Annotated in this window: 17 protein-coding genes; 11 read left to right on the forward strand and 6 right to left on the reverse strand. The window is 58.4% G+C overall.

Translation table 11 applies throughout. The features are described 5' to 3' along the window. Positions 1 to 14: 14 nt before the first annotated feature. The 5 genes from flgD to ACTWLJ_RS14610 all read left to right on the forward strand — a co-directional run bounded on the left by flgD (position 15) and on the right by ACTWLJ_RS14610 (position 6,847). Positions 15 to 740, forward strand: coding sequence for a flagellar hook assembly protein FlgD (gene flgD / locus ACTWLJ_RS14590; protein WP_445181308.1), 726 nt, complete (start codon positions 15 to 17; stop codon positions 738 to 740). A gap of 30 nt (positions 741 to 770) precedes the next feature. Then, the gene (flgE, locus tag ACTWLJ_RS14595; RefSeq protein ID WP_445181309.1) at positions 771 to 2,102 is read left to right on the forward strand and encodes a flagellar hook protein FlgE; all 1,332 of its coding nucleotides are present in this window, start codon (positions 771 to 773) and stop codon (positions 2,100 to 2,102) included. Between the two features lie 190 nt (positions 2,103 to 2,292). Next, positions 2,293 to 3,453, forward strand: a complete 1,161-nt coding sequence (locus tag ACTWLJ_RS14600; RefSeq protein WP_445181310.1) for an efflux RND transporter periplasmic adaptor subunit — start codon at positions 2,293 to 2,295, stop codon at positions 3,451 to 3,453. Continuing rightward, positions 3,450 to 5,465: a MacB family efflux pump subunit gene (locus ACTWLJ_RS14605; RefSeq protein ID WP_445181311.1), complete on the forward strand. Its 2,016-nt coding sequence runs from the start codon at positions 3,450 to 3,452 to the stop codon at positions 5,463 to 5,465. The genes ACTWLJ_RS14600 and ACTWLJ_RS14605 overlap by 4 nt, the downstream gene beginning before the upstream one ends. Next, complete coding sequence (locus ACTWLJ_RS14610) at positions 5,462 to 6,847, forward strand: efflux transporter outer membrane subunit (RefSeq protein WP_445181312.1); 1,386 nt, start codon at positions 5,462 to 5,464, stop codon at positions 6,845 to 6,847. The genes ACTWLJ_RS14605 and ACTWLJ_RS14610 overlap by 4 nt, the downstream gene beginning before the upstream one ends. Before the next feature lie 760 nt (positions 6,848 to 7,607). Here ACTWLJ_RS14610 and ACTWLJ_RS14615 read toward each other — a convergent pair. Continuing rightward, the gene (locus tag ACTWLJ_RS14615; protein ID WP_445181313.1) at positions 7,608 to 10,502 is read right to left on the reverse strand and encodes a ribonucleoside-diphosphate reductase subunit alpha; all 2,895 of its coding nucleotides are present in this window, start codon (positions 10,500 to 10,502) and stop codon (positions 7,608 to 7,610) included. Positions 10,503 to 11,349: 847 nt separating this feature from the next. On the opposite strand from ACTWLJ_RS14615, the gene ACTWLJ_RS14620 reads away from it, so the two are divergent. Both ACTWLJ_RS14620 and ACTWLJ_RS14625 read left to right on the forward strand, forming a co-directional pair. Then, on the forward strand, positions 11,350 to 12,072 hold the full coding sequence (locus ACTWLJ_RS14620; RefSeq protein ID WP_445177350.1) for a response regulator: 723 nt from the start codon (positions 11,350 to 11,352) through the stop codon (positions 12,070 to 12,072). Next, positions 12,069 to 13,679, forward strand: a complete 1,611-nt coding sequence (locus ACTWLJ_RS14625) for an ATP-binding protein (RefSeq protein WP_401221132.1) — start codon at positions 12,069 to 12,071, stop codon at positions 13,677 to 13,679. Before ACTWLJ_RS14620 ends, ACTWLJ_RS14625 begins: the two co-directional genes overlap by 4 nt. A 141-nt stretch (positions 13,680 to 13,820) precedes the next feature. On the opposite strand, the gene ACTWLJ_RS14630 is transcribed toward ACTWLJ_RS14625, so the two are convergent. Further along, complete coding sequence (locus ACTWLJ_RS14630) at positions 13,821 to 14,546, reverse strand: 4'-phosphopantetheinyl transferase family protein (RefSeq protein WP_445177351.1); 726 nt, start codon at positions 14,544 to 14,546, stop codon at positions 13,821 to 13,823. Positions 14,547 to 14,750: 204 nt separating this feature from the next. Continuing rightward, a complete protein-coding gene (locus ACTWLJ_RS14635; RefSeq protein WP_445177352.1) occupies positions 14,751 to 15,542 on the reverse strand; it encodes a dienelactone hydrolase family protein in 792 nt (263 codons plus the stop codon). A 300-nt stretch (positions 15,543 to 15,842) separates the two neighbouring features. Between ACTWLJ_RS14635 and ACTWLJ_RS14640 the strand changes: the two genes are divergently transcribed. Further along, on the forward strand, positions 15,843 to 16,520 hold the full coding sequence (locus tag ACTWLJ_RS14640) for a response regulator (protein ID WP_401221140.1): 678 nt from the start codon (positions 15,843 to 15,845) through the stop codon (positions 16,518 to 16,520). Then, positions 16,517 to 17,863 (forward strand): ATP-binding protein, encoded by a 1,347-nt coding sequence (locus ACTWLJ_RS14645; protein WP_445177353.1) that lies wholly within the window; start codon positions 16,517 to 16,519, stop codon positions 17,861 to 17,863. Before ACTWLJ_RS14640 ends, ACTWLJ_RS14645 begins: the two co-directional genes overlap by 4 nt. 739 nt (positions 17,864 to 18,602) lie before the next feature. On the opposite strand, the gene ACTWLJ_RS14650 is transcribed toward ACTWLJ_RS14645, so the two are convergent. Beyond that, entirely contained in the window at positions 18,603 to 19,601 is a 999-nt protein-coding gene (locus ACTWLJ_RS14650; protein WP_445177354.1) for an AraC family transcriptional regulator, read from the reverse strand. A 350-nt stretch (positions 19,602 to 19,951) separates the two neighbouring features. On the opposite strand from ACTWLJ_RS14650, the gene ACTWLJ_RS14655 reads away from it, so the two are divergent. Beyond that, positions 19,952 to 21,286 carry a dicarboxylate/amino acid:cation symporter gene (locus ACTWLJ_RS14655; RefSeq protein ID WP_445177355.1) on the forward strand — a complete coding sequence of 445 codons (1,335 nt, stop codon included), beginning with the start codon at positions 19,952 to 19,954 and terminating at the stop codon, positions 21,284 to 21,286. Between the two features lie 253 nt (positions 21,287 to 21,539). Beyond that, positions 21,540 to 22,721, forward strand: a complete 1,182-nt coding sequence (locus ACTWLJ_RS14660) for a CaiB/BaiF CoA transferase family protein (RefSeq protein WP_445177356.1) — start codon at positions 21,540 to 21,542, stop codon at positions 22,719 to 22,721. A gap of 1,178 nt (positions 22,722 to 23,899) precedes the next feature. Here the strand turns inward: ACTWLJ_RS14660 and ACTWLJ_RS14665 are convergent. Then, positions 23,900 to 24,394, reverse strand: a complete 495-nt coding sequence (locus tag ACTWLJ_RS14665; RefSeq protein ID WP_401219549.1) for a SprT family zinc-dependent metalloprotease — start codon at positions 24,392 to 24,394, stop codon at positions 23,900 to 23,902. A gap of 155 nt (positions 24,395 to 24,549) precedes the next feature. Then, positions 24,550 to 25,152 (reverse strand): Yip1 family protein, encoded by a 603-nt coding sequence (locus tag ACTWLJ_RS14670; protein ID WP_201231077.1) that lies wholly within the window; start codon positions 25,150 to 25,152, stop codon positions 24,550 to 24,552. Positions 25,153 to 25,245: the final 93 nt, after the last annotated feature.

Raw genomic sequence — 25,245 nt, forward strand, 5'->3', positions numbered from 1 at the left:
AAGGGGCGACTGCGATGAGTGTTTCCGATATCAGCAACACCATAAGCACCAAAGACCTGTTGGCCAACTCGTCGAAAAAGACCGGTTCGACCGCCGATGGCATTGCTTCGGCCACTAACAGTTCCACCGGCGGCCAGGCGCTGGGCAAGGACGCGTTCCTGCAATTGCTGGTTACCCAGCTGAAAAACCAGAACCCGCTCGACCCGCAGGACAACAGCGCATTCGTTGCCCAGTTGGCACAGTTCAGTAGCCTGGAAGGCATCACCACGCTGAACTCTACCGTGAGTGGCCTTGCTGGCAACTACAACTCCTCGCAAGCGCTGCAAGCGTCGTCGCTGGTCGGCCGCAACGTGATCGTGCAGACCAACACGGCACAGCTCGATGATCCGACCAAGGGCCTGACCGGTTCGGTCACAGTGCCTTCGTCCATCGCTGGTGGCACCGTGACCATCACCGACAAGGACGGCAAGACTGTTCGCACTATCGACTTGGGTAGCCGCGCCGCTGGCGCCGCCAGCTTCACTTGGGATGGCAAAGACACCGCCGGCACCGTCGTGCCTGTTGGCACATACACCTTTAAGGCCAACGCACCGATCAACGGCACCGCGACGGACTTGGCGACTTACCTTCCAGCTACCGTCAACAGCGTGACGATCAGCCAGACCGGCGGCGAGCTGATGCTAAACCTGGCCGGCAAGGGCTCCGTTGCCCTGTCCAAAGTACAAACCATTGGTATATAGAGCCGACTAACCGGCACAAAGGAGTGGAATATGTCTTTCAATATCGGCCTTAGCGGTCTCTATGCAGCCAACAAACAACTGGACGTGACCGGCAACAACATCGCCAACGTCGCGACCGCCGGATTCAAATCGTCCCGTGCAGAATTCGAAGACGTCTACTCAGCGACTCGCCTGGGTAGCGGCAGCAAAGTGATTGGTAACGGCGTGCGCCTGGCCAACGTTTCCCAGCAGTTCACCCAAGGTGACATAAACAACACCGGTAACGTGTTGGACATGGGTATCAACGGTTCCGGCTTCTTCACCATGAGCAACAACGGCTCGATTTCCTATACCCGTGCCGGTACGTTCAAGGTTGACGACGCTGGTTACATCACCAACACCGATTACACCTCGCGTCTGCAAGGCTACGGTGTGGATGCCAATGGCAAGATCATCAACGGCGTGTTGACTGACCTCAAGCTCGATACTTCGAACCTGGCGCCGAAGTCCTCATCGCTGGTGACATCGAGCATCAACCTGGACTCGACTGCTCCGGTGATCGACGACACAGTGGCGGCCGGCAAGTTCGACCCGACGAACCTTGCGACCTACACCAAGTCGTTCAGCACGCCGATTTATGACAGCCAGGGCAACATGCACCCTATGGATCAGTACGTGGTGAAAACCGGTGCCAATACCTGGAAGGTTTACACCCTGGTAGACGGTCGCAACCCGGATGCTACCGGTAGCGATCCGAAAACCACTCCGCCAGTGGCCTCCACCATGACTTTTGACTCTGCGGGTAATCTGACTCAAATCAGCACGCCTAATCCGGCGAATCCTGCAGCTCCAATCATCAGCAGTGACCTGACCCTGAAAAACTGGAAGCCGGGCACTGTAACCAACGGTACCTTTACGCCTAACGGCGCATCTGCCAACACGGCGGGCGTGACCATTTCCATGGCCAAGACCACTCAATACAACGCTGACACTTCGCGCACGATTCCAACTCAGGATGGCTACGCCACTGGCCAGATCACCAACCTGACCATCGATGGCACCGGTACGCTGTTCGCCAACTTCAGCAACAACCAGAACAAGGCGATCGGCCAGGTTGCTCTGGCCAGCTTCACCAACGAACAGGGCTTGCAGGCAGTCGGCGGTACCAGCTGGAAGGAAACCTTCGCATCGGGGATCCCGGGCTATGACTCTCCGGAAACCGGTACTCTGGGTTCTATCCAGTCCAACTCGCTGGAAGAGTCCAACGTTAACCTGACCAACGAACTGGTAGACCTGATCAAGGGCCAGAGCAACTATCAGGCGAACGCCAAGACCATTTCCACTCAGAGCACCATCATGCAGACCATCATTCAGATGACCTGATATTGATGCTTTGTAAAAAGCTGTAACGGAAAGCCCCTCTTTGAGGGGCTTTCTTGTTTAATGCGCGCGCCGGGGCCATTCGCCTGCGGTAATCGTATTTGGGCGGGCGTATTCATGCGCTTGCTCACGCACTACCCGGGCACCAATGAGCGGTTTGCCCAACCACTGACAGGGATGTAACGATTACTCCATGGTTTTTTTATCTCGCTCCCGAATCGCGTTCGGGACGCTGCCCGTTATTGCCCTGCTGGTCTGGTTTTTATGGGACCAAGGGTGGGGCACCACTCCAAAGAAATACCTGACGACGTCAGTCACCGTCGAAGATCTTGAAGAGACCGTATTGGCCAGCGGTATGGTCAAGCCCTTCCAGCAAGTCAGTGTCGGCGCTCAGGTCAATGGGCAACTCCAGAGCCTGAAGGCCGGGTTGGGCGATACAGTGCGCCAAGGCCAGCTACTGGCAGAAATTGACCCGCTGTTGCAACAGAATGAGCTGCTCAAGTCGCGGGCTGCGTTGCTCAGTGTCCAGGCGCAATATAAAGCCCGGCAGGCGATGATCCGCCAGTACGAGCTTGATTTCCGTCGCAAGCAAAACCTGGTTGCGAGTGAGGCCGGATCGCGGGCCGATCTGGAAATTGCCGAGGCGCAATTGCAAAGTTCGCGCGCCGAATTGGCATCCCTTGCGGCACAAATCTCCCAAGCGGAGATTGAAATCAGGATCGCCGAAGTTAACCTGGGTTACACGCGTATCAGCGCGCCGATGGACGGTGAGGTCATTGCCGTGGTGACCAGGCAAGGCCAGACCGTCGTTTCCGCACAGAGTGTTCCGACATTGCTGATCCTTGCCAGACTGGACCGGATGACAGTCGAGGCGCGGATATCTGAGGCTGACGTGGTTCGGGTCAAGGCAGGCCAAGCCGTATCCTTCAATATTCTGGGCGATCCGGATCGGCGCTTTACAAGTCGTATCCGTGCGGTAGAGCCAGCCCCTGAGTCCATTGCCCGGCAGGATCAAATGCAGGGTTCTGGAGGCTCGACAGCAGGAGGCGCGGACGCGGCGGTGTATTACAACGCTCTGTTTGACGTACCCAATGACGATCGTTCGTTGCGCACCTCGATGACGGCGCAAGTCAGTGTTTTGCTCGATTCGGCGCAAAAAGCTACAACGGTTTCGGTGGCTGCGCTGGGCAAGCGCGCCGCTGACGGCCGCTACGAAGTGCGCCGACTGGTTAATGGTCAACCGCAGACGGTGCTGGTGAAAACCGGTTTGCGCAATGACTTGAATGTTCAGGTGCTGGACGGGCTCAAAGAACATGACGAAGTCGTCCTCGGCGAAGAGCCGGAGCCTCAATGAGCAGCGCCAATGATCTTTGCGGTTTGACGCCAAACCCCTTGAAAGAAGTGCTGCCAGTCACGCCGTTGTTGTCCTTTGAAAGCGTGCAGCGGTGGTTCGCCGATGGCGAGGCCAGGACTCATGTGCTGCGTGACGTGAACCTGGCGATTACCGCTGGTGAAATGGTAGCGATCATAGGGCCTTCCGGCTCTGGAAAGTCCAGTCTGATGAATATCCTCGGATGCCTGGATCGTCCTTCCGCAGGTCGCTACTGCATCAACGGTGTCGATATGGCCCGGATGAGTAGTGATGAGCTGGCAACGCTGCGTCGTGAGCATTTTGGATTCATTTTTCAGCGCTTTCATTTGCTGTCGCATCTGAGTGCCGAGGCCAACGTTCAGGTGCCGGCCATCTACGCCGATCAACCGTTTATCGAGCATCAGCAAAAAGCCAGGGCGCTATTGCTGCGCCTGGGGTTGGGGCAGCGCATGCAGCATCGGCCGGGGCAGCTTTCCGGTGGTCAGCAGCAACGGGTCAGCATTGCCCGTGCGTTGATCAATGGTGGTGCGGTGATCCTTGCCGACGAACCCACCGGTTCGCTGGACTCGCGTAGTGGTGAAGAGGTGATGGCGATCCTGCGCGAGCTACATCGCAGCGGTCACACCGTCATTATCGTGACCCATGATTCGCAGGTGGCGCAGTACGCTGACCGCATCATCGAGATTCATGACGGCGAGATCATCGCTGATCAATTAAATGCCGAGTGCAAAGCGCTTCCGGCACAGACACCTGAGCCTGAAGAAAATACAGATCAAGGTCGCGATGGAGTGGCGGTGCATTGGCGTCGCTTCAGCGAGGCTTTCAAGATGGCCTGGATTTCCCTGTGCAGCCATCGTATGCGTACATTGTTGACTATGCTCGGGATCATCATCGGTATCGCCTCGGTGGTTTCGGTGGTGGCGCTGGGGCAGGGTGCACAGACCCGAGTGCTACGCGATATCAGTGCCATGGGCACCAATACCATCGATGTTTATCCCGGCAAGGATTGGGGGGATGAGCAGGCAAGCTCGATCCGGACATTGCAGCCTGTGGACTTGCGGATCATCCAGGCGCAGTTCTGGGTCGACAGCGTTTCTGCAATGGTCAGTGCCAGCCGGACGATTCGCTACCGCAACCTGCATGTCAACGCTACCGTCGATGGTGTCAGCCAGGATTACTTCCAGGTGATGGGCATCCGCATGACCAAGGGGGCGGTGTTCAGTGCAAGCGATGTGGTGCGCCGCAGTCAGACCCTGGTCATTGACCACAACACTCGACAACGGCTGTTCAAGGACTGGGAGCAACCGCTGGGCAAGGTGATTCTAGTTGGCGATCTGCCTTGCACGGTGGTGGGGGTTATGGAAAGTCGCGATGACGGTTTTTCAGGGCCGAGCCTGCAGGTCTATTTGCCTTATACAACGGTGATGGGGCGTCTATTGGGGCAGAGTCATTTCAGTTCGATCAAGGTTCGGCTCAAGGATCGGGTTGCCAGCGCTGCTGCAGAGCAAGCGCTGCAATCATTGTTGCTGGCACGTCATGGGCGTCCGGATTTTTTCCTCAGTTCCAGCGACAGCATCCTCAAAATTGTGCAAAAAACCACAGACACCCTGACGCTGCTGATCTCTGCTGTGGCGTTTATTTCACTCCTGGTCGGTGGTATCGGGGTGATGAATATCATGCTGGTATCGGTCACCGAACGAACCCGAGAGATCGGCATCCGCATGGCTGTCGGCGCACGGCGTGTAGACATCTTGCAGCAGTTTTTGATCGAGGCAGTGCTGGTATGTCTGCTGGGTGGCTTGCTGGGCGTCCTGTTGTCGTTGTTGATCAGTCAGGTGTTTGGCTACTTCGTGCAGACGATCGTCATGGAGTTCACGGCGCTGGCAATGATTTCAGCCTGTTTGTGTTCGCTTCTGGTCGGGGTGTTGTTCGGTTATATACCTGCGCGCAATGCCGCACGGCTTGATCCTATTCAGGCGTTGTCCCGAGAATGAAATACATGAATTGCAACTGGGCTTCGGTATTGCTGTTGCCTTTGTGTTTGGCGGGGTGTGGCGCTCTGTTGCACAGCGAGTACCGTCAACCGGAGGTGAAGACGCCGGCTTACTGGTTTGGTGATACGTCGCGCGAACGTTCATTGGATTCGGGGGAGCGATGGTGGGAAACATTTGGCGATCAGCGTCTGAATTCATTGATCGGCGACGCCTTGGCGCACAATAACGATCTTGCTGTTGCCGCCCTCAAAGTGCGCCGGGCCACGCTTCAAGCAGGGCTTGCCGGTACCAATATCGCGCCTGATCTGGATGTGGGCGCGGCGGCGGACTGGAGCAGAAGTCTACGTCATGACAGTTCAAGTCAGCGTCGATTTTCCACGACCTCGTCGGTGCGTTACGAAGTCGATTTATGGGGGCGGCTGGCGAGCACGCGTGATGCTGCGCAATGGGCGTTGCTGGCGACCGAGTTTGATCGGCGCGCCAGTGCCTTGAGCTTGATCGGTAACACCGCACGTTGGTACTGGCGAATCGGTCTTTTCAACGAACTGGCCCGGTCGGCCCGAGAAAGTATCCAGTACGCCGAGCAGACGCTGCGATTGGTGCAGTCCCAGCGTCTGGCAGGAGCGGCGACTTGGCTTGAAGAGGCCCAGGCCGAACAAGTAGTGGCAACACAACGCGCTGTATTGAGCGATTATCTTCAGCAACTTGAAGTGGCGCGCAACGCCCTGGCAATTGTCTTTGATCAAGCGCCCGAGCAACGGTTTGCAGAACTTGAACAATTACCTGTCCTGATATTGGCGGGTGTGCCGGCAGGCTTGCCGGCCGATTTGGTTTCGCGGCGCCCGGATCTGCAGGCAACTGAGTGGCGATTGCGTCAGGCGCTGTCGAACTATGATGCAACGCGTGCGAGTTTCTATCCCTCGTTTACGCTGACTGGCAGTCTGTCGACTGGCAGTAGTCGAGAGTTAAGTCAGGTAGTTAATAATCCGGTCACGCTGTTAGGTGTTGGCATAAACTTGCCGTTTGTGCAGTGGAATGTCCGTAAGTACACAGTCGGAATATCCTCGGTGGACTACGAAGCCGCGATTATTGAATTTCGTCAGAACCTTTATACTGCGCTGGCGGAAGTTGAGGATGCGCTTTCGGCACAACTGCAGATTGCTGATCAGGCTGTGCAGCGTGAGCACGCTCTGGCAGCCGCATTGAAAGCTGAAGGGTTAGCAGAGATTCGTTATCGCAGCGGGCAAACCGCGATCAAGGAGTGGCTGGATCTGCAAGAGAGTCGTCGCGCCGCGCAGATCTCGCTGGCGCAAAATCGCTTCGAGCGGTTACAGGCGCAAATGGGCCTGTATCTGGCGCTGGGTGGAGGCTTCGCGCGTTAGTTCTTTACGTATCTAGACGTTAATGTGATGGAAGTTTTTTTGTAATCAAGGAAGGTTGTGTTGCGAGTCTGAGTTTATTTAGTTTGTTCTATTGATGTTGATCAATATTTTTTATGCAATATAGGTTGTAGGGTTTTTCTTGTTTGTCGATTTTCGGTTTGTTTATTTAATTAATAAATAGTCTGGTTTCTTTGGTTTTGCTTTATTGTTTTTAGTTGTCTCGTAACGTAAGGTGCGCGCTCTTTCGTCAGGGTCCTTGATGATGGGGTGGGTACTCGCTTGCAGTACTCTTATTGTAATCTCTGATTGAGTCGGCAAGATGATGAGCTCTTTGAGTTCATGGTGCCGATAGCAGTCTGAGACGTTTATTTGAAATGGAGATCGTTATGTCGTTGCGTATGGGTTTTGGTCTGACTTTGGCCGCAAGTTTGTTGCTGGGCGCTGTAATTGTTCAAGCTGCCCCGGCTTCCTGGTGGCTTTACGAGTCGGCATCGACCGGCCGCACTATGTGCAGCAATGTTCCGCAAGCCAGCGGTTGGGTGCGTGTTGCGGGTCCTTACAATAACGGCGGCTGCCGCAGGTAAGCATCGATAAGAGGCTCCTTCTGTGAAGGGGCCTTTTTTGTATCTGCTAAAACCTGTTCGTTAGAATCACGGTTTTTTTCAGGTCAAAAGAAAACCCCCGACAAACCAGAAGTCTGTCGGGGGTTTTTTTTGCCTGAACAGTATCAGGCGTCTCGCAACGCCTGAATCAGCTCAGCTTATTGGCAAGCTTCGCAATCCGGCTCGTCAATTGCACAAGCCTTTGGCACTGGAGCCGGGCCGGCAGGGGCTGCCAGAACCGAATCGTCGCCGTGGTTGCCGCCGCTGGATACAGCGTTCAGCTTGCCGGTGTTGATGGTCGACTTCTCGGTGCTGGTCGCGGCCAGGGCACGGAGGTAGTAAGTGGTTTTCAGACCACGGTACCAGGCCATGCGGTAGGTCACGTCGAGTTTCTTGCCCGATGCGCCAGCGATGTACAGGTTCAGCGATTGGGCCTGGTCGATCCACTTCTGACGACGGCTTGCCGCGTCAACGATCCACTTGGTGTCCACTTCGAAGGCAGTCGCGTAGAGCTCTTTGAGTTCTTGCGGGATGCGCTCGATCTGCTGAACCGAACCGTCGTAGTACTTCAGGTCGTTGATCATGACCGAGTCCCACAGACCGCGAGCCTTGAGGTCGCGAACCAGGTACGGGTTGATCACGGTGAATTCGCCCGACAGGTTCGATTTCACATACAGGTTCTGGTAGGTCGGTTCGATCGACTGCGATACGCCAGTGATGTTGGCGATGGTTGCGGTCGGAGCGATGGCCATGATGTTGGAGTTACGAATGCCTTTCTGTACACGGGCGCGAACCGGTGCCCAGTCCAGGGATTCGTTCAGGTCAACATCGATGTACTTCTGGCCACGTTGCTCGATCAGGATCTGTTGCGAATCCAGTGGCAGGATGCCTTTGGACCACAGCGAGCCCTGGAACGTCTCGTAAGCGCCGCGCTCGTCGGCCAGGTCGCAAGAGGCCTGGATAGCGAAGTAGCTGACCGCTTCCATCGACTTGTCGGCGAACTCGACGGCAGCGTCGGAACCGTAAGGGATGTGCTGCAGGTACAGCGCGTCCTGGAAGCCCATGATGCCCAGACCGACCGGACGGTGCTTGAAGTTGGAGTTCTTCGCTTGTGGCACCGAGTAGTAGTTGATGTCGATAACGTTATCGAGCATGCGAACGGCGGTGTTCACGGTGCGTTCCAGCTTGGCGGTGTCCAGCTTGCCGTTGACGATGTGGTTCGGCAGGTTGATCGAGCCCAGGTTGCAGACAGCGATCTCGTCCTTGTTGGTGTTCAAGGTGATCTCGGTGCACAGGTTCGAGCTGTGAACCACGCCGACGTGCTGCTGCGGGCTACGCAGGTTGCACGGGTCCTTGAAGGTCAGCCAAGGGTGGCCGGTTTCGAACAGCATCGACAGCATCTTGCGCCACAGGTCTTTGGCCTGGATGGTCTTGAACAGCTTGATCTTGCCCGGGTACTGGGACAGAGCTTCGTAGTACTCGTAACGCTCTTCGAAGGCTTTACCGGTCAGGTCGTGCAGGTCCGGTACTTCGGATGGCGAGAACAGGGTCCACGGGCCGTCATCGAAGACGCGCTTCATGAACAGGTCAGGGATCCAGTTGGCGGTGTTCATGTCGTGGGTACGACGACGATCATCACCGGTGTTCTTGCGCAGCTCGATGAACTCTTCGATGTCCATGTGCCAGGTTTCCAGGTAGGCGCAGACAGCGCCTTTGCGCTTGCCACCCTGGTTAACGGCTACAGCGGTGTCGTTCACTACCTTGAGGAACGGAACCACGCCTTGCGACTTGCCGTTGGTGCCCTTGATGTACGAACCCAGTGCGCGCACCGGAGTCCAGTCGTTGCCCAGGCCACCAGCGAATTTCGACAACATGGCGTTGTCGTGGATCGCGTGATAGATGCCCGACAGGTCATCCGGCACGGTGGTCAGGTAGCAGCTCGACAGCTGTGGACGCAGGGTACCGGCGTTGAACAGGGTCGGAGTCGAGGACATGTAGTCGAAGGACGACAACAGGTTGTAGAACTCGATCGCACGATCTTCTTTATTCTTCTCTTCGATCGCCAGGCCCATGGCCACGCGCATGAAGAAGATCTGCGGCAGTTCGAAGCGCACGCCATCCTTGTGGATGAAGTAGCGGTCGTACAGGGTTTGCAGGCCCAGGTAGGTGAATTGCTGATCGCGCTCGTGGTTGATCGCCTTGCCCAGTTTTTCCAGGTCGAAGGTGGCCAGCACCGGGTTCAGCAGTTCGAACTCGATACCCTTGGCGATGTAGGCCGGCAGTGCCTTGGCGTACAGGTCGACCATTTCGTGGTGGGTAGCGCTTTCGGCCACGCCGAGGAAGCCCAGGCCTTCGGCACGCAGGGTGTCCATCAGCAGGCGGGCGGTCACGAACGAGTAGTTCGGCTCGCGCTCAACCAGAGTACGGGCGGTCATCACCAGAGCGGTGTTGACGTCGGTCAGAGCCACGCCGTCGTACAGGTTTTTCAGGGTTTCGCGCTGGATCAGGTCGCCGTCGACTTCTTCCAGACCTTCGCAGGCCTCGGTGACGATGGTGTTCAGGCGGCCCATGTCGAGCGGCGCGAAGCTGCCGTCGGCGCGGGTGATGCGGATCGACGGGTGAGCGTTGACCGCTTCTTCGGTCGGCGCGTGGGCAGCGCGTTCTTTCGAACGACCGTCACGGTAGATCACGTAGTCACGCGCGACTTTCTGCTCGCCGGCACGCATCAGGGCCAGTTCGACCTGGTCCTGGATTTCTTCGATGTGGATGGTGCCGCCCGAAGGCATGCGACGCTTGAAGGTCGCGGTGACTTGTTCGGTCAGGCGGGCAACGGTGTCGTGGATTCGCGACGAAGCGGCAGCGGTGCCGCCCTCAACTGCGAGAAACGCTTTGGTGATAGCGACGGTGATCTTGTCATCGGTGTAAGGAACGACAGTGCCATTACGCTTGATCACGCGCAGTTGGCCCGGTGCGGTGGCAGCCAGATCCGAATTCGAATCAGCGGCCTGCGGCAAGGTGCCCTGCGGGTTCTCGCGAGTTGTGTCGGTTTGCATGGGTGTCTCCACGTTCTCTATGTTTGTTTGGGCACCATCACGGTGCCCACCGTTCCGTCCTGAAGCACTACAACCGGCGGGGGCCGGGCATAACGACTTCGGGACAGTTCAGGAAGGGGCCTTGTGGGCGCCGCTTCCATGCCGAAGTCTTCGGTTCGCGCTGTACGCGTGAAACCGCATTCCGTTGGGGGGCAGTTTCGGACTGCAACACCCGTACCGTTATCGCCGTGGTCGGCTGAAAAACAGTAGCCATCCGCAAGTGCGGTTTGGTCTTCTGAAAATACGTTTGGTTCAACCCGACAATGGCAATAAAAAGCCTTGAAATCACTGTCTGGTTTGTGTTTGGTTTTTTAGCGTCAAACCCTACATGTAGGGTTTTTTTGCGCTCGGGCTACAAGATAATGCGTTTTGGGGGGTGATTGCAACGCACAGCCTGTGGATAAACCTGTGCGTAAATTGTGTGTGAAAGAGCGAAAGAGCGTGTAGGCCGCGAACCTGCTGAGCTAGACCGTTTGTCACTGTTTTTTTGTCTGGAAAAACGCTTCAGCGGATTTTTAAGGGCGCGAACCCTATCACAAAAAACCGCCTTGTCCGAACGCATTTAGCGACTTGTGTTCTCGTCGTACGCCGTTTATACAATCGGCCCATGCGTACGCATTCTTATCCTCCCAAAACATGACAAAAAGACGGGAGGATAGTGTGGCGAGGGAGCTTGCTCCCGCTGGGGCGCGAAGCGGCCCTTCTGTTGATCCATAGAAGAGGGACTGCTGCGCAGTCCAGCGGGAGCAAGCTCCCTCGCCACAAAAGCCCTTCCTTTATTCCTAACTTTGGCAAGCAGAGGTCACCGGTGGAGCAAGAAGCCTGGCAGGTATTGATAGTCGAGGACGACCAGCGTCTGGCCGAACTCACCCGCGAATACCTGCAAGCCAATGGACTGCGCGTGGCGATTGAAGGCAATGGGGCGCTGGCGGCGGCGCGGATCATCAAGGAACAGCCGGATCTGGTGATCCTCGACCTGATGCTTCCCGGTGAAGACGGCCTGAGCATCTGCCGCAAGGTGCGCGACCGTTATGAAGGACCGATCCTGATGCTCACCGCACGCACCGACGACGCCGACCAGATCCTCGGCCTCGACCTTGGTGCCGACGATTACGTGTGCAAACCGGTGCGCCCACGGCTGTTGCTGGCGCGGATTCAGGCGCTGTTACGCCGCAGTGACAGCGCCGAGCCGGTTTCGGAAAAACCGCGACGTCTGCAATTCGGCCCGTTGGTGGTCGACAACGCACTGCGTGAAGCCTGGCTCAGTGACAACGGCATCGAGTTGACCAGCGCCGAATTCGATCTGCTCTGGCTGTTGGTGTCCAACGCCGGGCGGATCTTGTCCCGCGAAGAAATCTTCACCGCCCTGCGCGGCATCGGCTACGACGGCCAGGATCGCTCTATAGACGTGCGCATCTCGCGCATTCGCCCGAAGATCGGCGACGATCCCGATCATCCGCGCCTGATCAAGACCATCCGCAGCAAAGGCTATCTGTTCGTCCCTGAAGCCTGCGCAGACATGCCGCTGTGAACTCGATCTTCCTGCGGATTTATGGCGGCATGTGCGCGGCGCTGATTCTGGTCGCGGTGCTTGGTGTTCTGGCGCTGCACCTGCTCAATCAGGTGCGCAGCGAGCAATATCGCGAGCGGTTGGCGCACGGCACGTTCTCGCTGATGGCTGACAATCTGCAACCGATGAATCAGACCGAGCGCCATCGTGCGTTGCTGGTGTGGGAGCGCTTGTTGGGAATTCCGCTGGCGCTGCAAACCTTTCCTCAGACCGATCTTGATCTGACCCAGCGCACCCGTGTGCTGCGCGGTCAGGCGCTGGTCGAGCAGACCGGCCCGCATGCGGCGAAGGTTTATCGACTGGTCAGTGACAAGGAACAAACTGTGCTGGTCGGCGAAGTGCAGCAGATCAGCGAGCAACTCGCTCGGGCGACTATTTACCTGCTATCCGATGAGCTGGTGCGGGTGCCGGTGGCCGATCAGCCCAAGCGGCTGGCACAACTGAAGGAAGACAAAGGTTTCGGTTTCGATCTGCGGCTGGTCACGGTCAACGAAGCCGACATGGATGAGGATCAGAGCCGTCGCGTTTCCGAGGGCGATACGGTGATGGCGCTGGGTAAGGGCGGCGATTCGATCCGCGTGTTTGCCGGCATGGTTGGTACGCCGTGGGTGCTGGAGATCGGCCCGCTGTATCAGATGAATCCGTATCCACCGGAATGGCTGGTGCTGATCGCGGCCCTCGGCTTGAGCCTGATCGGTTTGATTGTTTATCTGCTGGTGCGGCAGTTGGAGCGGCGTTTGCGCGGCCTCGAAGCGGCGGCGACACGGATTGCCAAGGGCAGCCTGGAAACCCGCGTACCGGCTCGCGGCGCTGACTCGGTCGGCAAACTCGCTGCGGCGTTCAACGGCATGGCCGAGCACTTGCAGCAGTTGCTGGCAATCCAGCGTGAGCTGGTGCGCGCCGTTTCCCATGAGTTGCGCACACCAGTGGCACGCTTGCGTTTCGGGCTGGAGATGATTGGCACGGCGACCACCCCGCAAGCACTGGAAAAGTACCGCGAGGGCATGGATCACGACATCGAGGACCTCGATAAGCTGGTGGACGAAATGCTCACTTACGCGCGGTTGGAGCAGGGTTCTCCGGCGCTGACTTTCCAGCGCATCGACCTTGATGCGTTGGTCAATCAAGTCATCGAGGAGTTGGCGCCGTTGCGCGCCGAAGTCACGGTGCAGCGCGGGATGTGTCTGTCGGCGGCGGATTGCGATGATGCCTGGGTCGAAGCTGAGCCGCGCTTTCTGCATCGTGCGTTGCAGAATCTGGTGAGCAACGCGATGCGCCATGCGCGCTCGAAGGTCACGGTGAGTTATCAGGTCGGGCAGTTACGCTGTCGGGTCGACGTCGAGGACGATGGGCCGGGTGTGCCGGAAACGGCGTGGGAGCGGATTTTCACGCCGTTCCTGCGTCTGGATGACAGCCGCACCCGGGCGTCGGGCGGGCATGGTCTGGGGTTGTCGATTGTGCGGCGGATCATCCACTGGCATGACGGCCGGGCGATCATTGGCAAGAGCAAGAGTCTGGGCGGGGCTTGTTTCAGCCTGAGTTGGCCGAGGAATCAGGAGCGCAGGTGAGATTTTGTGTTGGCTTTGCGGGCCCCATCGCTGGCAAGCCAGCTCCCACAGTGTTCGCGGCGAACGCAGATTTTGTGTACACCCTGAAACCTGTGGGAGCTGGCTTGCCAGCGATGAGGCCCTGTCAGGCCCCCAAAGATCTCAAGCGCTGATGCTGACCAGACTCAACAACTGCCCATCCTGCATGCCGAACTGTGCATCCAGCTCCGTGCCATGGCACCACTCTGCGGACAAATCCGTCAGCAGCCGCAAACGCACATCCCCTTGTTCACTCCACTCCAGCACTTCGGCGTGCTCAAAGTAGAAGCGCTTCTGCACAATTGGATAGAGCGCCTTGAACAGGCTTTCCTTCACCGAAAACGTCAGCGTCACCAGTAACGCCAATTGCTCGCGTGACCCCGCCGTCATGCGCTGCATTTCTGCAGGAGTGAGAATCTCTCCAGCCAGACGCTCGGCGCGTTCGGTATTGAGCAGGTTTTCCAGATCCATGCCCAGACCGCGCCAATGCTGTTTATTGGCGACGATAGCGGCGGCACGGCCGGTGCTGTGGGTGATCGAACCGCAGATGTGCGCCGGCCAAACCGGTGCGCGATCTTCGCCAATCGCCGGAATCACGCTGGAACCTTCCAGTTGTTGCAGCGCGGCGCGGGCGCAGATCCGTCCGGCGAGAAACTCTGCCTTACGCTTGGCCACTGAACGCTGAATGCTCGCAGGCGCCTCGACGGCGCTGCGCTGGAAGTCATCGCCGAGCAATCGGGCCGGATCGAAATGGGTGCTCAGCAACACGGTGTCGGGCAACGTAGTCGGCAACGGCCAATGAGCGTCGAGCGGCGTGCAGCAGGCGGGAAGGGCAGGGGTTGAATTCATGGCGGCATTTTGCCGGTTAGAGTTGTAAGCGCATAGAGGCTGCAATGCTTTTGTGGCGAGGGAGCTTGCTCCCGCTCGGCTGCGTAGCAGTCGCAATAACTGCAAGCGAGATCTGCCTGAGATATCTCGGTCTTAGAGATTGAGGGCGCTTTGCGCCCCAGCGGGAGCAAGCTCCCTCGCCACAGAACTCATTCAGGTCCTGGTTTAGCTGAAGATTTTCTGGAAGAACGCTTTCATGTCTGCCCAGGATTTTTCATCCGCTGCCTTGTTGTAGCCGATATCCGGGCCACCGTGATCGCCGTGGCTCAAACGGTCGGCGTCCGGGTTGCTGAAGCCGTGCTTGGCGCCATCGAGGCTGACGAAAGTGTAGTCGGCGCCGGCCTTGTCCATTTCAGACTTGAACGCGGTGACGTTGTCCGGCGTGACCATGCTGTCCAGTGCGCCATGTTCGACCAGCACTTTGGCTTTGACGCTGCCCGGTGTCGCCGGGGTATTGGTCGCCAGCGCGCCATGGAAACTCACCGCGCCCGCCAGTGGTTCACCCTGCCGCGCCGCGTTGAGCACCACACCACCGCCGAAGCAGTAACCGATGGCGCCGAGTTTTTGCGGATCGGTCTGCGGTTGTTTCTTCAGCAGATCCAGTCCGGCCTCGAAGCGTTTACTCGCAGCGCCCGCGTCTTTATTGGCGGCCTGCATGAACGCCATCGCATCTTTCGGGTGCTCGGTGTTCTTGCCTTCGCCGTACATATCGATTGCCAGCGCGCTGTAACCGAGCCCGGCCAGATCCCGTGCGCGACGCTTGGCGTAATCGTTCAGGCCCCACCATTCGTGGACGACCACGATGCCCGGGCGCGGGCCTTTTATCGCGTCGTCGTAGGCGTAATAACCGATCAACTTGGTGCCGTCGGCGCTCTGGTAGGGAATTTCCTCAGTCTTGATTGCAGCTTGAGTGAGGCTGCTTAACGTCAGCAAGGCGAGGGTGAGGAACAGGCGCATGGTCGGTCTCCTTATCGAAAGTGGTCAAAACAGCCTAGTCGATTTGATTCGACAGAGGTTCAAGGAACGTTCAGGGGCGGTACAGGGGGCGGACAGTAACCTAGTGCCATACTCAAACCGTGCCGTGTTGTTTGAACAACTGCTGCTGGATCACAGACCACGCCAAACGTCTGACTTCGCCAGCTCGCACAATGGCATTAGACTGCGTCAGGAGTTCCTGGCAGTCAGCCTTGTGCGAGTGAAGATTCGGCGATTCCACAGGTACGCTGTTGGAGATTCTGATTTACCCGGGAGAGCGTTATGAAATTGTTGGTCGTCGAAGATGAAGCGCTGTTGCGCCATCACCTGCAAACCCGTCTCACGGAGAGCGGCCACGTGGTCGAAGCCGTGGCCAATGCGGAGGAGGCGCTGTACCAGACCGGTCAGTTCAACTTTGACCTGGCGGTGATCGACCTCGGTCTGCCGGGCATGGGTGGCCTCGATCTGATCCGTGAACTGCGCTCTGGCGGCAAGAGTTTTCCGATCCTGATTCTCACCGCGCGTGGCAACTGGCAGGACAAGGTCGAAGGCCTGGCCGCCGGCGCCGACGACTATGTGGTCAAGCCGTTCCAGTTCGAAGAACTCGAAGCGCGACTGAATGCGCTGCTGCGTCGCTCCAGCGGTTTTACCCAATCGACCATCGTTGCCGGCCCGCTGTTGCTCGACCTCAATCGCAAGCAGGCTTCGCTCGACGAACAGCCACTGGCGCTGACCGCATACGAATACCGCATCCTTGAATACCTGATGCGCCATCACCAGCAAGTGGTGCCCAAGGATCGCCTGATGGAGCAGCTCTACCCGGACGACGACGAGCGCGATCCGAACGTGATCGAAGTGCTGGTCGGGCGCTTGCGCCGCAAGCTCGAAGGCCCCGCCGGGTTCAAGCCGATCGATACCGTGCGTGGTCTGGGCTACTTGTTCAATGAGCGCTGCACTTGATCCGTTCGCTACGCGTTCGGCTAATGCTTGCCGCCACCACGTTGGCGGTGTTGTTCATGCTCGCGTTGCTCCCGGCAATGCAGGGTGCTTTCAGTCTGGCGTTGCAGGATTCGATCGAGCAACGCCTGGCCTCTGATGTGACCACGCTGATTTCCGCCGCTCGCATTGAAAATGGCCGGCTGGTGATGCCGGCGCAGTTGCCCGATGAGCGCTACAACCTGACTGATGGCCGGTTGCTCGGCTACATCTATGACCGTGAAGGTCATCTGGTCTGGCGTTCCAAAGGCACGCAGGAAGAGCAGATCAACTACAAACCGCGCTACGACGGAAAGGGCAACGAGTTTGCGCGGATTCGCGAAGCCAGTGGTCAGGAGTTCTTCGTCTACGACGTCGAAGTCAAACTGCTCGGCGGCAAGAGCGCTGCCTACAGCATTGTCGCGCTGCAACCGGTGCGCGAATACGAATCCACCCTTGAAGGCCTGCGCGAGAATCTCTATCTGGGGTTCGGCGCGGCTTTGCTGGTGTTGCTGGCGTTGCTGTGGATCGGTTTGACCTGGGGCCTTAAAGCCTTGCGTCGATTGAGTCAGGAACTCGATGAAATCGAAGGCGGTACCCTTGAGAGTCTCAGCGAGCAGCATCCGCGCGAGTTGCTGCGTCTGACCGGTTCGCTTAACCGTTTGCTGCACAGTGAGCGTCAGCAGCGCAGTCGTTATCGTGATTCTCTGGATGATCTGGCGCATAGCCTGAAAACGCCGCTGGCGGTGTTGCAGGGGGTCAGTGAAGACATGGCGCAGCGTCCTGAGGATCGGGATCAGGCCTGGGTGTTGCAATCGCAGATCGAGCGGATGAGCCAGCAGATCAGTTATCAGTTGCAGCGGGCCAGTTTGCGTAAAAGTGGTCTGGTGCGACATCAGGTGCGGCTGCAACCGGTGTTGAAAAGTCTGTGCGATACGCTGGACAAGGTTTATCGCGACAAGCGGGTGCGGGTGGCGTTTGATTTGCCGGAACATTGTTATGTGCCGATCGAGCAGGGTGCTTTGTTGGAGATGATGGGGAATTTGCTGGAGAACGCTTATCGGCTGTGTCTTGGTGAGGTGCGCATCAGTGTGCGTGAGAGCCTGGCCGGGGTTGAGTTGTGTATTGAGGATGATGGGCCGGGGGTGCCGCCGAATCAGCGGGCGCGGATTCTTGAGCGTGGTGAGCGGCTGGATCGGCAGCATCCGGGGCAGGGGATCGGGTTGGCGGTGGTGAAGGATATTATCGAGAGTTATAACGCGAAGTTGATGTTGGGGGACTCGCCGATGGGGGGGGCTGCGTTTCGGATTCATTTTCCGGCGGTTTGAGACTTGGCGGCCTTTGGGCCGACCATGCTCTTGGGGTTTTGGGTGTATATCCGTTGCTTCGGTAGCTGCGGCTGGCGGTTTCGCTTTTACAGCGACTCACTTTGGCAAACGCCGGAGTGCCGGCCCAGCCCAAAGTAAGCAAAGGTCTGGGCCCCAACGTTCGGCCCGCTCGCTGGGGCTCGGGGTTCCTTCGCTCCGGGTTTCATCCGGGGGGATCGCCTACGGTTTGCTGCGCTGCACCTCCTCTCGATCTGTTTGGCTCCGCCAAACGGCGCTGCGCGCCTCCCCCCGGATGAATCCCTCCACTCAGCCTGCCGACGGGGCCATGTGGATCAAGGTCAAGAGCACAGTCGAGCTAACGCTCATTCTGTGAGTGGTTAAAAGCGGCGCGGGGCTGCTGGAGTGAGCCTGCTCGCGATGGCGGCCTGACAGCCGACCTGTCTCTATATGATGTACCCAATCCCTGTGGGAGCTGGCTTGCCAGCGAAGGCGACCTGCCATCCAACCATTCTCTATCAGATACACATCAATCATGTAGGAGTGAGCCTGCTCGCGATGACGGCCTGACAGCCGACCATTTCCTGTCAGATGTAAATCAATCCTTGTGGGAGCTGGCTTGCCAGCGATGGCGGCCTGCCAGCCAACCATTCTCTATCAGATACACATCAATCCTGTGGGAGTGAGCCTGCTCGCGAAGACTGCCTTTCAGCCAATCAATCTCTGTCAGATGCACCCCTCCTCATTGCTCCTGTGCCCGATAAGCCCCCGGTGTCAGCCCCGTCCATTTCTTGAACGCCCGGTGAAACGCCGAAGGTTCTGAAAATCCCAGCTGCTCGGCGATCTGTTGCAACGACAGATCCGCCCGTCCCAAATGGTAGATGGCGATATCCCGCCGCAGTTGATCCTTCAGTTCCTGAAAACTCGTTCCTTCCTCACGCAAATGCCGGCGCAGGGTCTGTGGGCTGATGTGCAGATGGGCCGCCACTGCTTCCAGATCCGGCCAGCGTGCGCTGTCGCTGCTGAGCAAGCGGCGCAGGCGGCTGCTGAGGCTGTCGCCGTCGTCCGGGCGTGAAAGCAGGTCGGCGGGGGAGCGTTCGAGGAAGTGTTTGAGGGTGCGTTCGTCCTGCAAAAGGGGCATGTGCAGGTAGCGGCTGTGGAACAGCAGGCTGCTCTGGTCCGTGGAGAAACTCATGGGGCAGGGGAACAGCAGGTCGTATTCGGCGCCGTGGGCGGGTTTCGGGTAGCTGAATGTCACTTGTTCCAGGCGGATTCGCTGGCCGATCAGCCAACTGCCGAGGCGATGCCAGATCACTAGCAGGCTTTCGCTGAGGAAGTGATCCGGGTCCCGGAACGTTGAATCATCAAGGCTCAGGCGCACCCATTCGTCTTCGCGGGTGAGGCTCAGGCGCGGGGCTTCGGGGAATAGGCTATAAAACAATAAGCCGCGTTGCAGAGCCTTTTCCAGATTGCGGCAATGAATCGAGGCATGGCACATCATGGCGAAGCTGCCGGGTTTGCTCGGCGCGTTGCCGAAACCCAGGTATTCGTCGTCCAGTGCCAGCCACAGGCTCTGGATCAGGCGGGTGAACTGTTCCGGGGCGATGCGCGCGCGTGGTTCGTCGAGCAACTCGGGGCTGATCCCCAGTTGCAGCAGCAGGCCCGAGTAGTCGAACCCCGAGCGGCGTGCGCCACCGAGGGCGGCACGGGCGAAATGGCTGGCGATGGTGCGTTCACGCATAAGCGGCAAATCCTTCCTCTGGCGCCGGATCTTAGCTGTGGGTTGGCGATGGCAACAAGGCGGATTTCCGCCAAATTGTAGGACGAGGTTCGGTGAGTTGGCGGAAATCCGCCACTCTCGGGTAACCGGATAGCGACACAGAAAGCGCTGTAACCCCTGATGTCAAAAGGCTTGCAGCGAAATGCACCAAAGTGGCACGAGGTTTGCGATAAGAGCGACAGAAGCGTGCGTCGAGCCTGTCCGGAAAGCGCCGCTCGAACAACAAATCCCTCCAGTGCAGGAGGGTTCGCAATTCAGGTTTCGCCAGCAACAGATGGATGTTGCGCGCGGAGCTCTTGAGGAAACTTGCAATGACGACTCGTCAGCCACTCTACAAATCCCTGTATTTCCAGGTGATCGTCGCAATCATCATCGGTATTGCGCTCGGTCACTACTACCCGCAGTTCGGCGTGGCCGTAAAGCCGCTGGGTGACGGGTTCATCAAACTGATCAAAATGATCATCGCCCCAATCATCTTCTGCACCGTGGTCAGCGGCATCGCCGGCATGCAGAGCATGAAGTCGGTCGGCAAGACTGGCGGTTATGCACTGCTGTACTTCGAAATCGTTTCGACCATCGCTTTGCTGGTCGGCCTGCTCGTGGTCAACATCGTGCAACCGGGCAACGGCATGCACATCGACGTCGCTACCCTCGACGCCTCGAAAGTCGCCTCTTACGTGGCTGCTGGCGCTGATCAGAGCGTTGTCGGCTTCCTGCTCAACGTGATCCCGACCACCATCGTCGGCGCGTTCGCCACTGGTGACATCCTGCAAGTGCTGATGTTCTCGGTGATCTTCGGTTTCGCCCTGCATCGCCTGGGCGCCTACGGCAAGCCGCTGCTGGACTTCATCGATCGCTTCGCCCACGTCATGTTCAACATCATCAACATGATCATGAAGCTCGCGCCAATCGGTGCCTTCGGTGCGATGGCGTTCACCATCGGTGCCTACGGTGTCGGCTCGCTGGTGCAGCTGGGTCAACTGATGATCTGCTTCTACATCACTTGCCTGTTGTTCATCCTGATCGTGCTGGGCGGTATCGCTCGCGCTCACGGTTTCAGCGTGCTGAAGATGATCCGCTACATCCGTGAAGAACTGCTGATCGTACTGGGTACTTCCTCGTCGGAATCGGTTCTGCCGCGCATGCTGATCAAGATGGAGCGTCTGGGGGCGAAGAAGTCGGTAGTGGGTCTGGTGATCCCGACCGGTTACTCGTTCAACCTCGACGGTACTGCGATCTACCTCACCATGGCGGCCGTGTTCATTGCCCAGGCAACTGACACCCACATGGACATCACTCACCAGATCACCCTGCTGGTGGTGTTGCTGCTGTCCTCCAAAGGCGCTGCCGGTGTGACCGGTTCGGGCTTCATCGTGCTGGCGGCAACGCTGTCGGCAGTTGGCCACCTGCCGGTTGCCGGTCTGGCGCTGATCCTCGGTATCGACCGCTTCATGTCCGAAGCGCGTGCCCTGACCAACCTGGTGGGTAACGCCGTTGCCACCATCGTTGTTGCCAAGTGGGTAAAAGAGCTGGACACCGATGTACTGCAATCCGAGCTCGCCTCGGGCGGTCGCGGTATCGTTGACACCCGCGTTGACGACGACCTGGGTGTGGCCGAAGGCCCAACCCCGAGTAACGTGAAGTAAACGATTGGTAATACCTTGTGGCGAGGGAGCTTGCTCCCGCTGGGTCGCAAAGCGGCCCCGCTCTTTAAGGACGGGCCTGCTGCGCAGTCCAGCGGGAGCAAGCTCCCTCGCCACAGATGTACAGAAAACCTGCTTCGGCAGGTTTTTTATTGCCTGCGATTTGAGCGCAACGGTCACTGCCGCTGATGGATTCGGTGATTGCTGCATGGGCATGTGCTGCCTAGGCTGAGTGCATCGCCCAAGGAGATCGCCCATGTCTGCACCGCTGGCCTCACTGAAGATTCTGGATTTCTCGACCCTGCTACCGGGGCCGTTCGCCTCGCTGTTGCTGGCAGACATGGGCGCCGAGGTGCTACGTATCGAGTCGCCGGCCCGCCTCGATCTGCTGCGGGTGCTGCCGCCCCACGACGGCGGAATATCCGCCAGCCACGCGTATCTGAACCGCAACAAGCGCAGTCTGGCGCTGGATCTGAAACAGCCCGAGGCGCTGGACGTGGTCAAGCAGTTGCTGGGCGATTACGACATCGTCCTCGAACAATTTCGACCCGGAGTGATGGAGCGTTTGGGCCTGGGCTACGAGGCGCTGAAAGCGATCAATCCGCAGCTGATTTACGTCTCGATCACCGGCTACGGCCAGACCGGGCCGTACAAGGATCGCGCCGGGCACGACATCAACTATCTGGCGTTGGCCGGGCTCTCCAGCTACACCGGCCGCGCCGACAGCGGGCCGTTGCCGTTGGGCATGCAGGTGGCGGATGTCGCGGGTGGCTCGCTGCACGGGGTGATCGGTCTGCTGGCGGCGGTGATTGCCCGGCAGCAAACCGGGCAGGGCACGCATCTGGACGTGAGCATGACCGACTGCGCATTCAGCCTGAACGCCATGGCCGGTGCCGGCTATCTGGCCTGCGGCGAGGAGCCGGGCCGGGAAGACCAGATGCTCAATGGAGGCAGTTTTTACGATTACTACCGCTCGCTCGATGGGCGCTGGATGTCGGTGGGCAGTCTGGAACCGGGGTTCATGCAGCAATTGTGTACGGCGTTGGGACGGCCGGAACTGGCGGCGCAGGGCTTATCACCGAAACCCGAGCAGCAGCGGGCGTTGAAAGAGGCATTGAAAGTCGAGTTTGAGAAGCATGACTTTGCCGAACTGTGCGAGTTGTTTGCCGGGGTTGATGCGTGTGTCGAGCCGGTGCTGAACTTGAGCGAGGCGGTGCAGCACCCGCAGTTGCAGGCGCGGGAGTTGATGACGCAAGTGCCGCGTGGGGACGGTACGACGCAGGCGCAGATGGCTTGCCCGCTGAAGTTTTCCGAAGCGTTGCCGGCGCCACGGCATGTCGGGGCGGTGCTGGGGCAGCATACGGATCAGGTGTTGCGGGAGTTGGGGTTCAGTGCTGAGCGGATTGCTGAACTGCGTCGGGCCAGGATAGTTCTTTAGCGTCAATGCCGGCCTCATCGCTGGCAAGCCAGCTCCCACAGGTTTTTGTGTGAACAGCCCGGACATTGTGGGAGCTGGCCTGCCAGCGATAGCGGTGTGTCAGCCAGCAAATATTTTGAATGTACCGACGCCATCGCGAGCAGGCTCGCTCCCACAGGTTTTGTGGTGTGAGCACAGCATTCAGCTTCGCCACGGACATTGTGGGAGCTGGTCTGCCAGCGATAGCGGTGTGTCAGCCAGCAAATATTTTGAAGGTACCGACGCCATCGCGAGCAGGCTCGCTCCCACAGGTTTTGTGGTGTGAGCACAGCATTCAGCTTCGCCACGGACATTGTGGGAGCTGGCCTGCCAGCGATAGCGGTGTGTCAGCCAGCAAATATTTTGAATGTACCGACGCCATCGCGAGCAGGCTCGCTCCACAGGTTTTGTGGTGTGAGCACAGCATTCAGCTTCGCCACGGACATTGTGGGAGCTGGCCTGCCAGCGATAGCGGTGTGTCAGCCAGCAAATATTTTGAATGTACCGACGCCATCGCGAGCAGGCTCGCTCCCACAGGTTTTGTGGTGTGAGCACAGCATTCAGCTTCGCCACGGACATTGTGGGAGCTGGCCTGCCAGCGATAGCGGTGTGTCAGTCAGCTGAGATTTTGAATGTACCGACGCCATCGCGAGCAGGCTCGCTCCCACAGGTTTTGTGGTGTGAGCACAGCATTCAGCTTCGCCACGGACATTGTGGGAGCGGGCTTGCCCGCGATAGCGGTGTGTCAGTCAGCAAATATTTTGAATGTACCGACGCCATCGCGAGCAGGCTCACTCCCACAGGTTTTGTGGTGTGAGCACAGCATTCAGCTTCGCCACGGACATTGTGGGAGCTGGTCTGCCAGCGATAGCGGTGTGTCAGCCAGCAAATATTTTGAAGGTACCGACGCCATCGCGAGCAGGCTCGCTCCCACAGGTTTTGTGGTGTGAGCACAGCATTCAGCTTCGCCACGGACATTGTGGGAGCTGGCCTGCCAGCGATAGCGGTGTGTCAGCCAGCAAATATTTTGAAGGTACCGACGCCATCGCGAGCAGGCTCACTCCTACAGGTTTTGTGGTGTTAACACAGCATCCAGCCAAGCCACGGACATTGTGTGCGGGCTTGCCCGCGATGAGGCCAGCCGCTACACCACAAACCTTCTATTCGACTCGCATCTCGCCTGTGAACACCAGCGTACTGCGACAGCGCCGGCACAAATACCGCCGCCCCTTGCTCACCAGCCCATGACGCTGCGCCGAGAACGGAAAATCACTGTCCACGCACGGACATTTATAGATATAGCGCGTCACGCTGCGGCGCTTGATTGCGTAGGTGTGGCACCGATCCGGCGGTAGTTCATAGACCCCGCGCATGATCAATTGCCACTCCTCGCCGTGCGGCTGGATGCGGTCGCCGAACAGTTGATGGGCGATCAGGTGTGCGACTTCGTGGGCCACGGTTTGCTTGAGGAAGTGATCGGTGTTTTCCCGGTACAGCTGCGGATTGAAGCGCAGCAGATTCTCGTGCAAATGCGCGACTCCGGCTTTTTGCCCGCGCAGCTTGAGGCTCACCACAGGGCGTTGGAAATGACGTTTGAAAAAGGATTCAGCGAGTTGGTAACAGTCTTCGACGCGGGTATTGAGTTGCTCGGGCATGCTTGATGGATCTCCAGAGCTTGCGAGTATGCCGCAACCCCGAGGCGTTGCGAATCGCCAAACTGCCGAATGGTCATGGTGTTTCTGCGTGAACATGAGAAGGCCGCCTTGCGGCGGCCTGTGTTGGCGGATCTTGTTTTTCTCAGGCTTGCCAGCTAGTTGGTGTAGACGGGCCCCACGCCCAGTCCCCAGACGATCACGGTGAACGCCATGATGGCCACCAGCACCACCAGACCTACCGCCAGCACCGAGCTGGAAAACAGGAACCCCTCATCCGAAGGGATGTTCATAAAGGTCGGCAGCCCGACATACAGCAGATAAACCGTGTAGCAGATGGCCGCCGTGCCGACGATCATCCCCAGCCACATATGCGGATACAGCGCCGCCAGCCCGCCGACGAACAACGGGGTTGCGGTGTAGGTGGCGAACGCGACGCAACGGGCCAGACTCGGGTTGGCGTCATAAGTGCGCGCCATCCAGTGCACGAAGGCACCCATGACTGCGACTCCGCCGAGCATTGCCAGGTACGACATGACGGTCATCCACACCGCGCTTTCGACGGTGAGCATCACCGGTGCGCGATTGCCGATGACCCAGCCGACCTGAGTGGTGCCGATAAACGCCGAGACAGCGGGGATCGCCGCCAGTATCAGCGTGTGCGTCAGGTACATGTGGCTGATGCTTTCCTCTTGGTCGCCACGGATTTCTTTCCATTCCTGATCGGGGTGGGTAAAGAGTCCCACTACGTGATGGATCATGCCAGTCACTCCTCTTGTTATTGCCATCGCCCCCCAACGGAGCGCCTACGGGCCAAGGTGGCCGAGCAAATTCAGGTCTTTGGATGTGTGCGA

The organism is Pseudomonas sp. McL0111, assembly GCF_052567255.1.

Bases quoted from the DNA above. Each gene is read 5' to 3' on its own strand.
- flgD (WP_445181308.1), top strand. From the start codon at position 15: ATGAGTGTTTCCGATATCAGCAACACCATAAGCACCAAAGACCTGTTG.
- flgE (WP_445181309.1), top strand. From the start codon at position 771: ATGTCTTTCAATATCGGCCTTAGCGGTCTCTATGCAGCCAACAAACAA.
- ACTWLJ_RS14600 (WP_445181310.1), top strand. From the start codon at position 2,293: ATGGTTTTTTTATCTCGCTCCCGAATCGCGTTCGGGACGCTGCCCGTT.
- ACTWLJ_RS14605 (WP_445181311.1), top strand. From the start codon at position 3,450: ATGAGCAGCGCCAATGATCTTTGCGGTTTGACGCCAAACCCCTTGAAA.
- ACTWLJ_RS14610 (WP_445181312.1), top strand. From the start codon at position 5,462: ATGAAATACATGAATTGCAACTGGGCTTCGGTATTGCTGTTGCCTTTG.
- ACTWLJ_RS14615 (WP_445181313.1), bottom strand. From the start codon at position 10,502: ATGCAAACCGACACAACTCGCGAGAACCCGCAGGGCACCTTGCCGCAG.
- ACTWLJ_RS14630 (WP_445177351.1), bottom strand. From the start codon at position 14,546: ATGAATTCAACCCCTGCCCTTCCCGCCTGCTGCACGCCGCTCGACGCT.
- ACTWLJ_RS14635 (WP_445177352.1), bottom strand. From the start codon at position 15,542: ATGCGCCTGTTCCTCACCCTCGCCTTGCTGACGTTAAGCAGCCTCACT.
- ACTWLJ_RS14640 (WP_401221140.1), top strand. From the start codon at position 15,843: ATGAAATTGTTGGTCGTCGAAGATGAAGCGCTGTTGCGCCATCACCTG.
- ACTWLJ_RS14650 (WP_445177354.1), bottom strand. From the start codon at position 19,601: ATGCGTGAACGCACCATCGCCAGCCATTTCGCCCGTGCCGCCCTCGGT.
- ACTWLJ_RS14655 (WP_445177355.1), top strand. From the start codon at position 19,952: ATGACGACTCGTCAGCCACTCTACAAATCCCTGTATTTCCAGGTGATC.
- ACTWLJ_RS14660 (WP_445177356.1), top strand. From the start codon at position 21,540: ATGTCTGCACCGCTGGCCTCACTGAAGATTCTGGATTTCTCGACCCTG.
- ACTWLJ_RS14665 (WP_401219549.1), bottom strand. From the start codon at position 24,394: ATGCCCGAGCAACTCAATACCCGCGTCGAAGACTGTTACCAACTCGCT.
- ACTWLJ_RS14670 (WP_201231077.1), bottom strand. From the start codon at position 25,152: ATGATCCATCACGTAGTGGGACTCTTTACCCACCCCGATCAGGAATGG.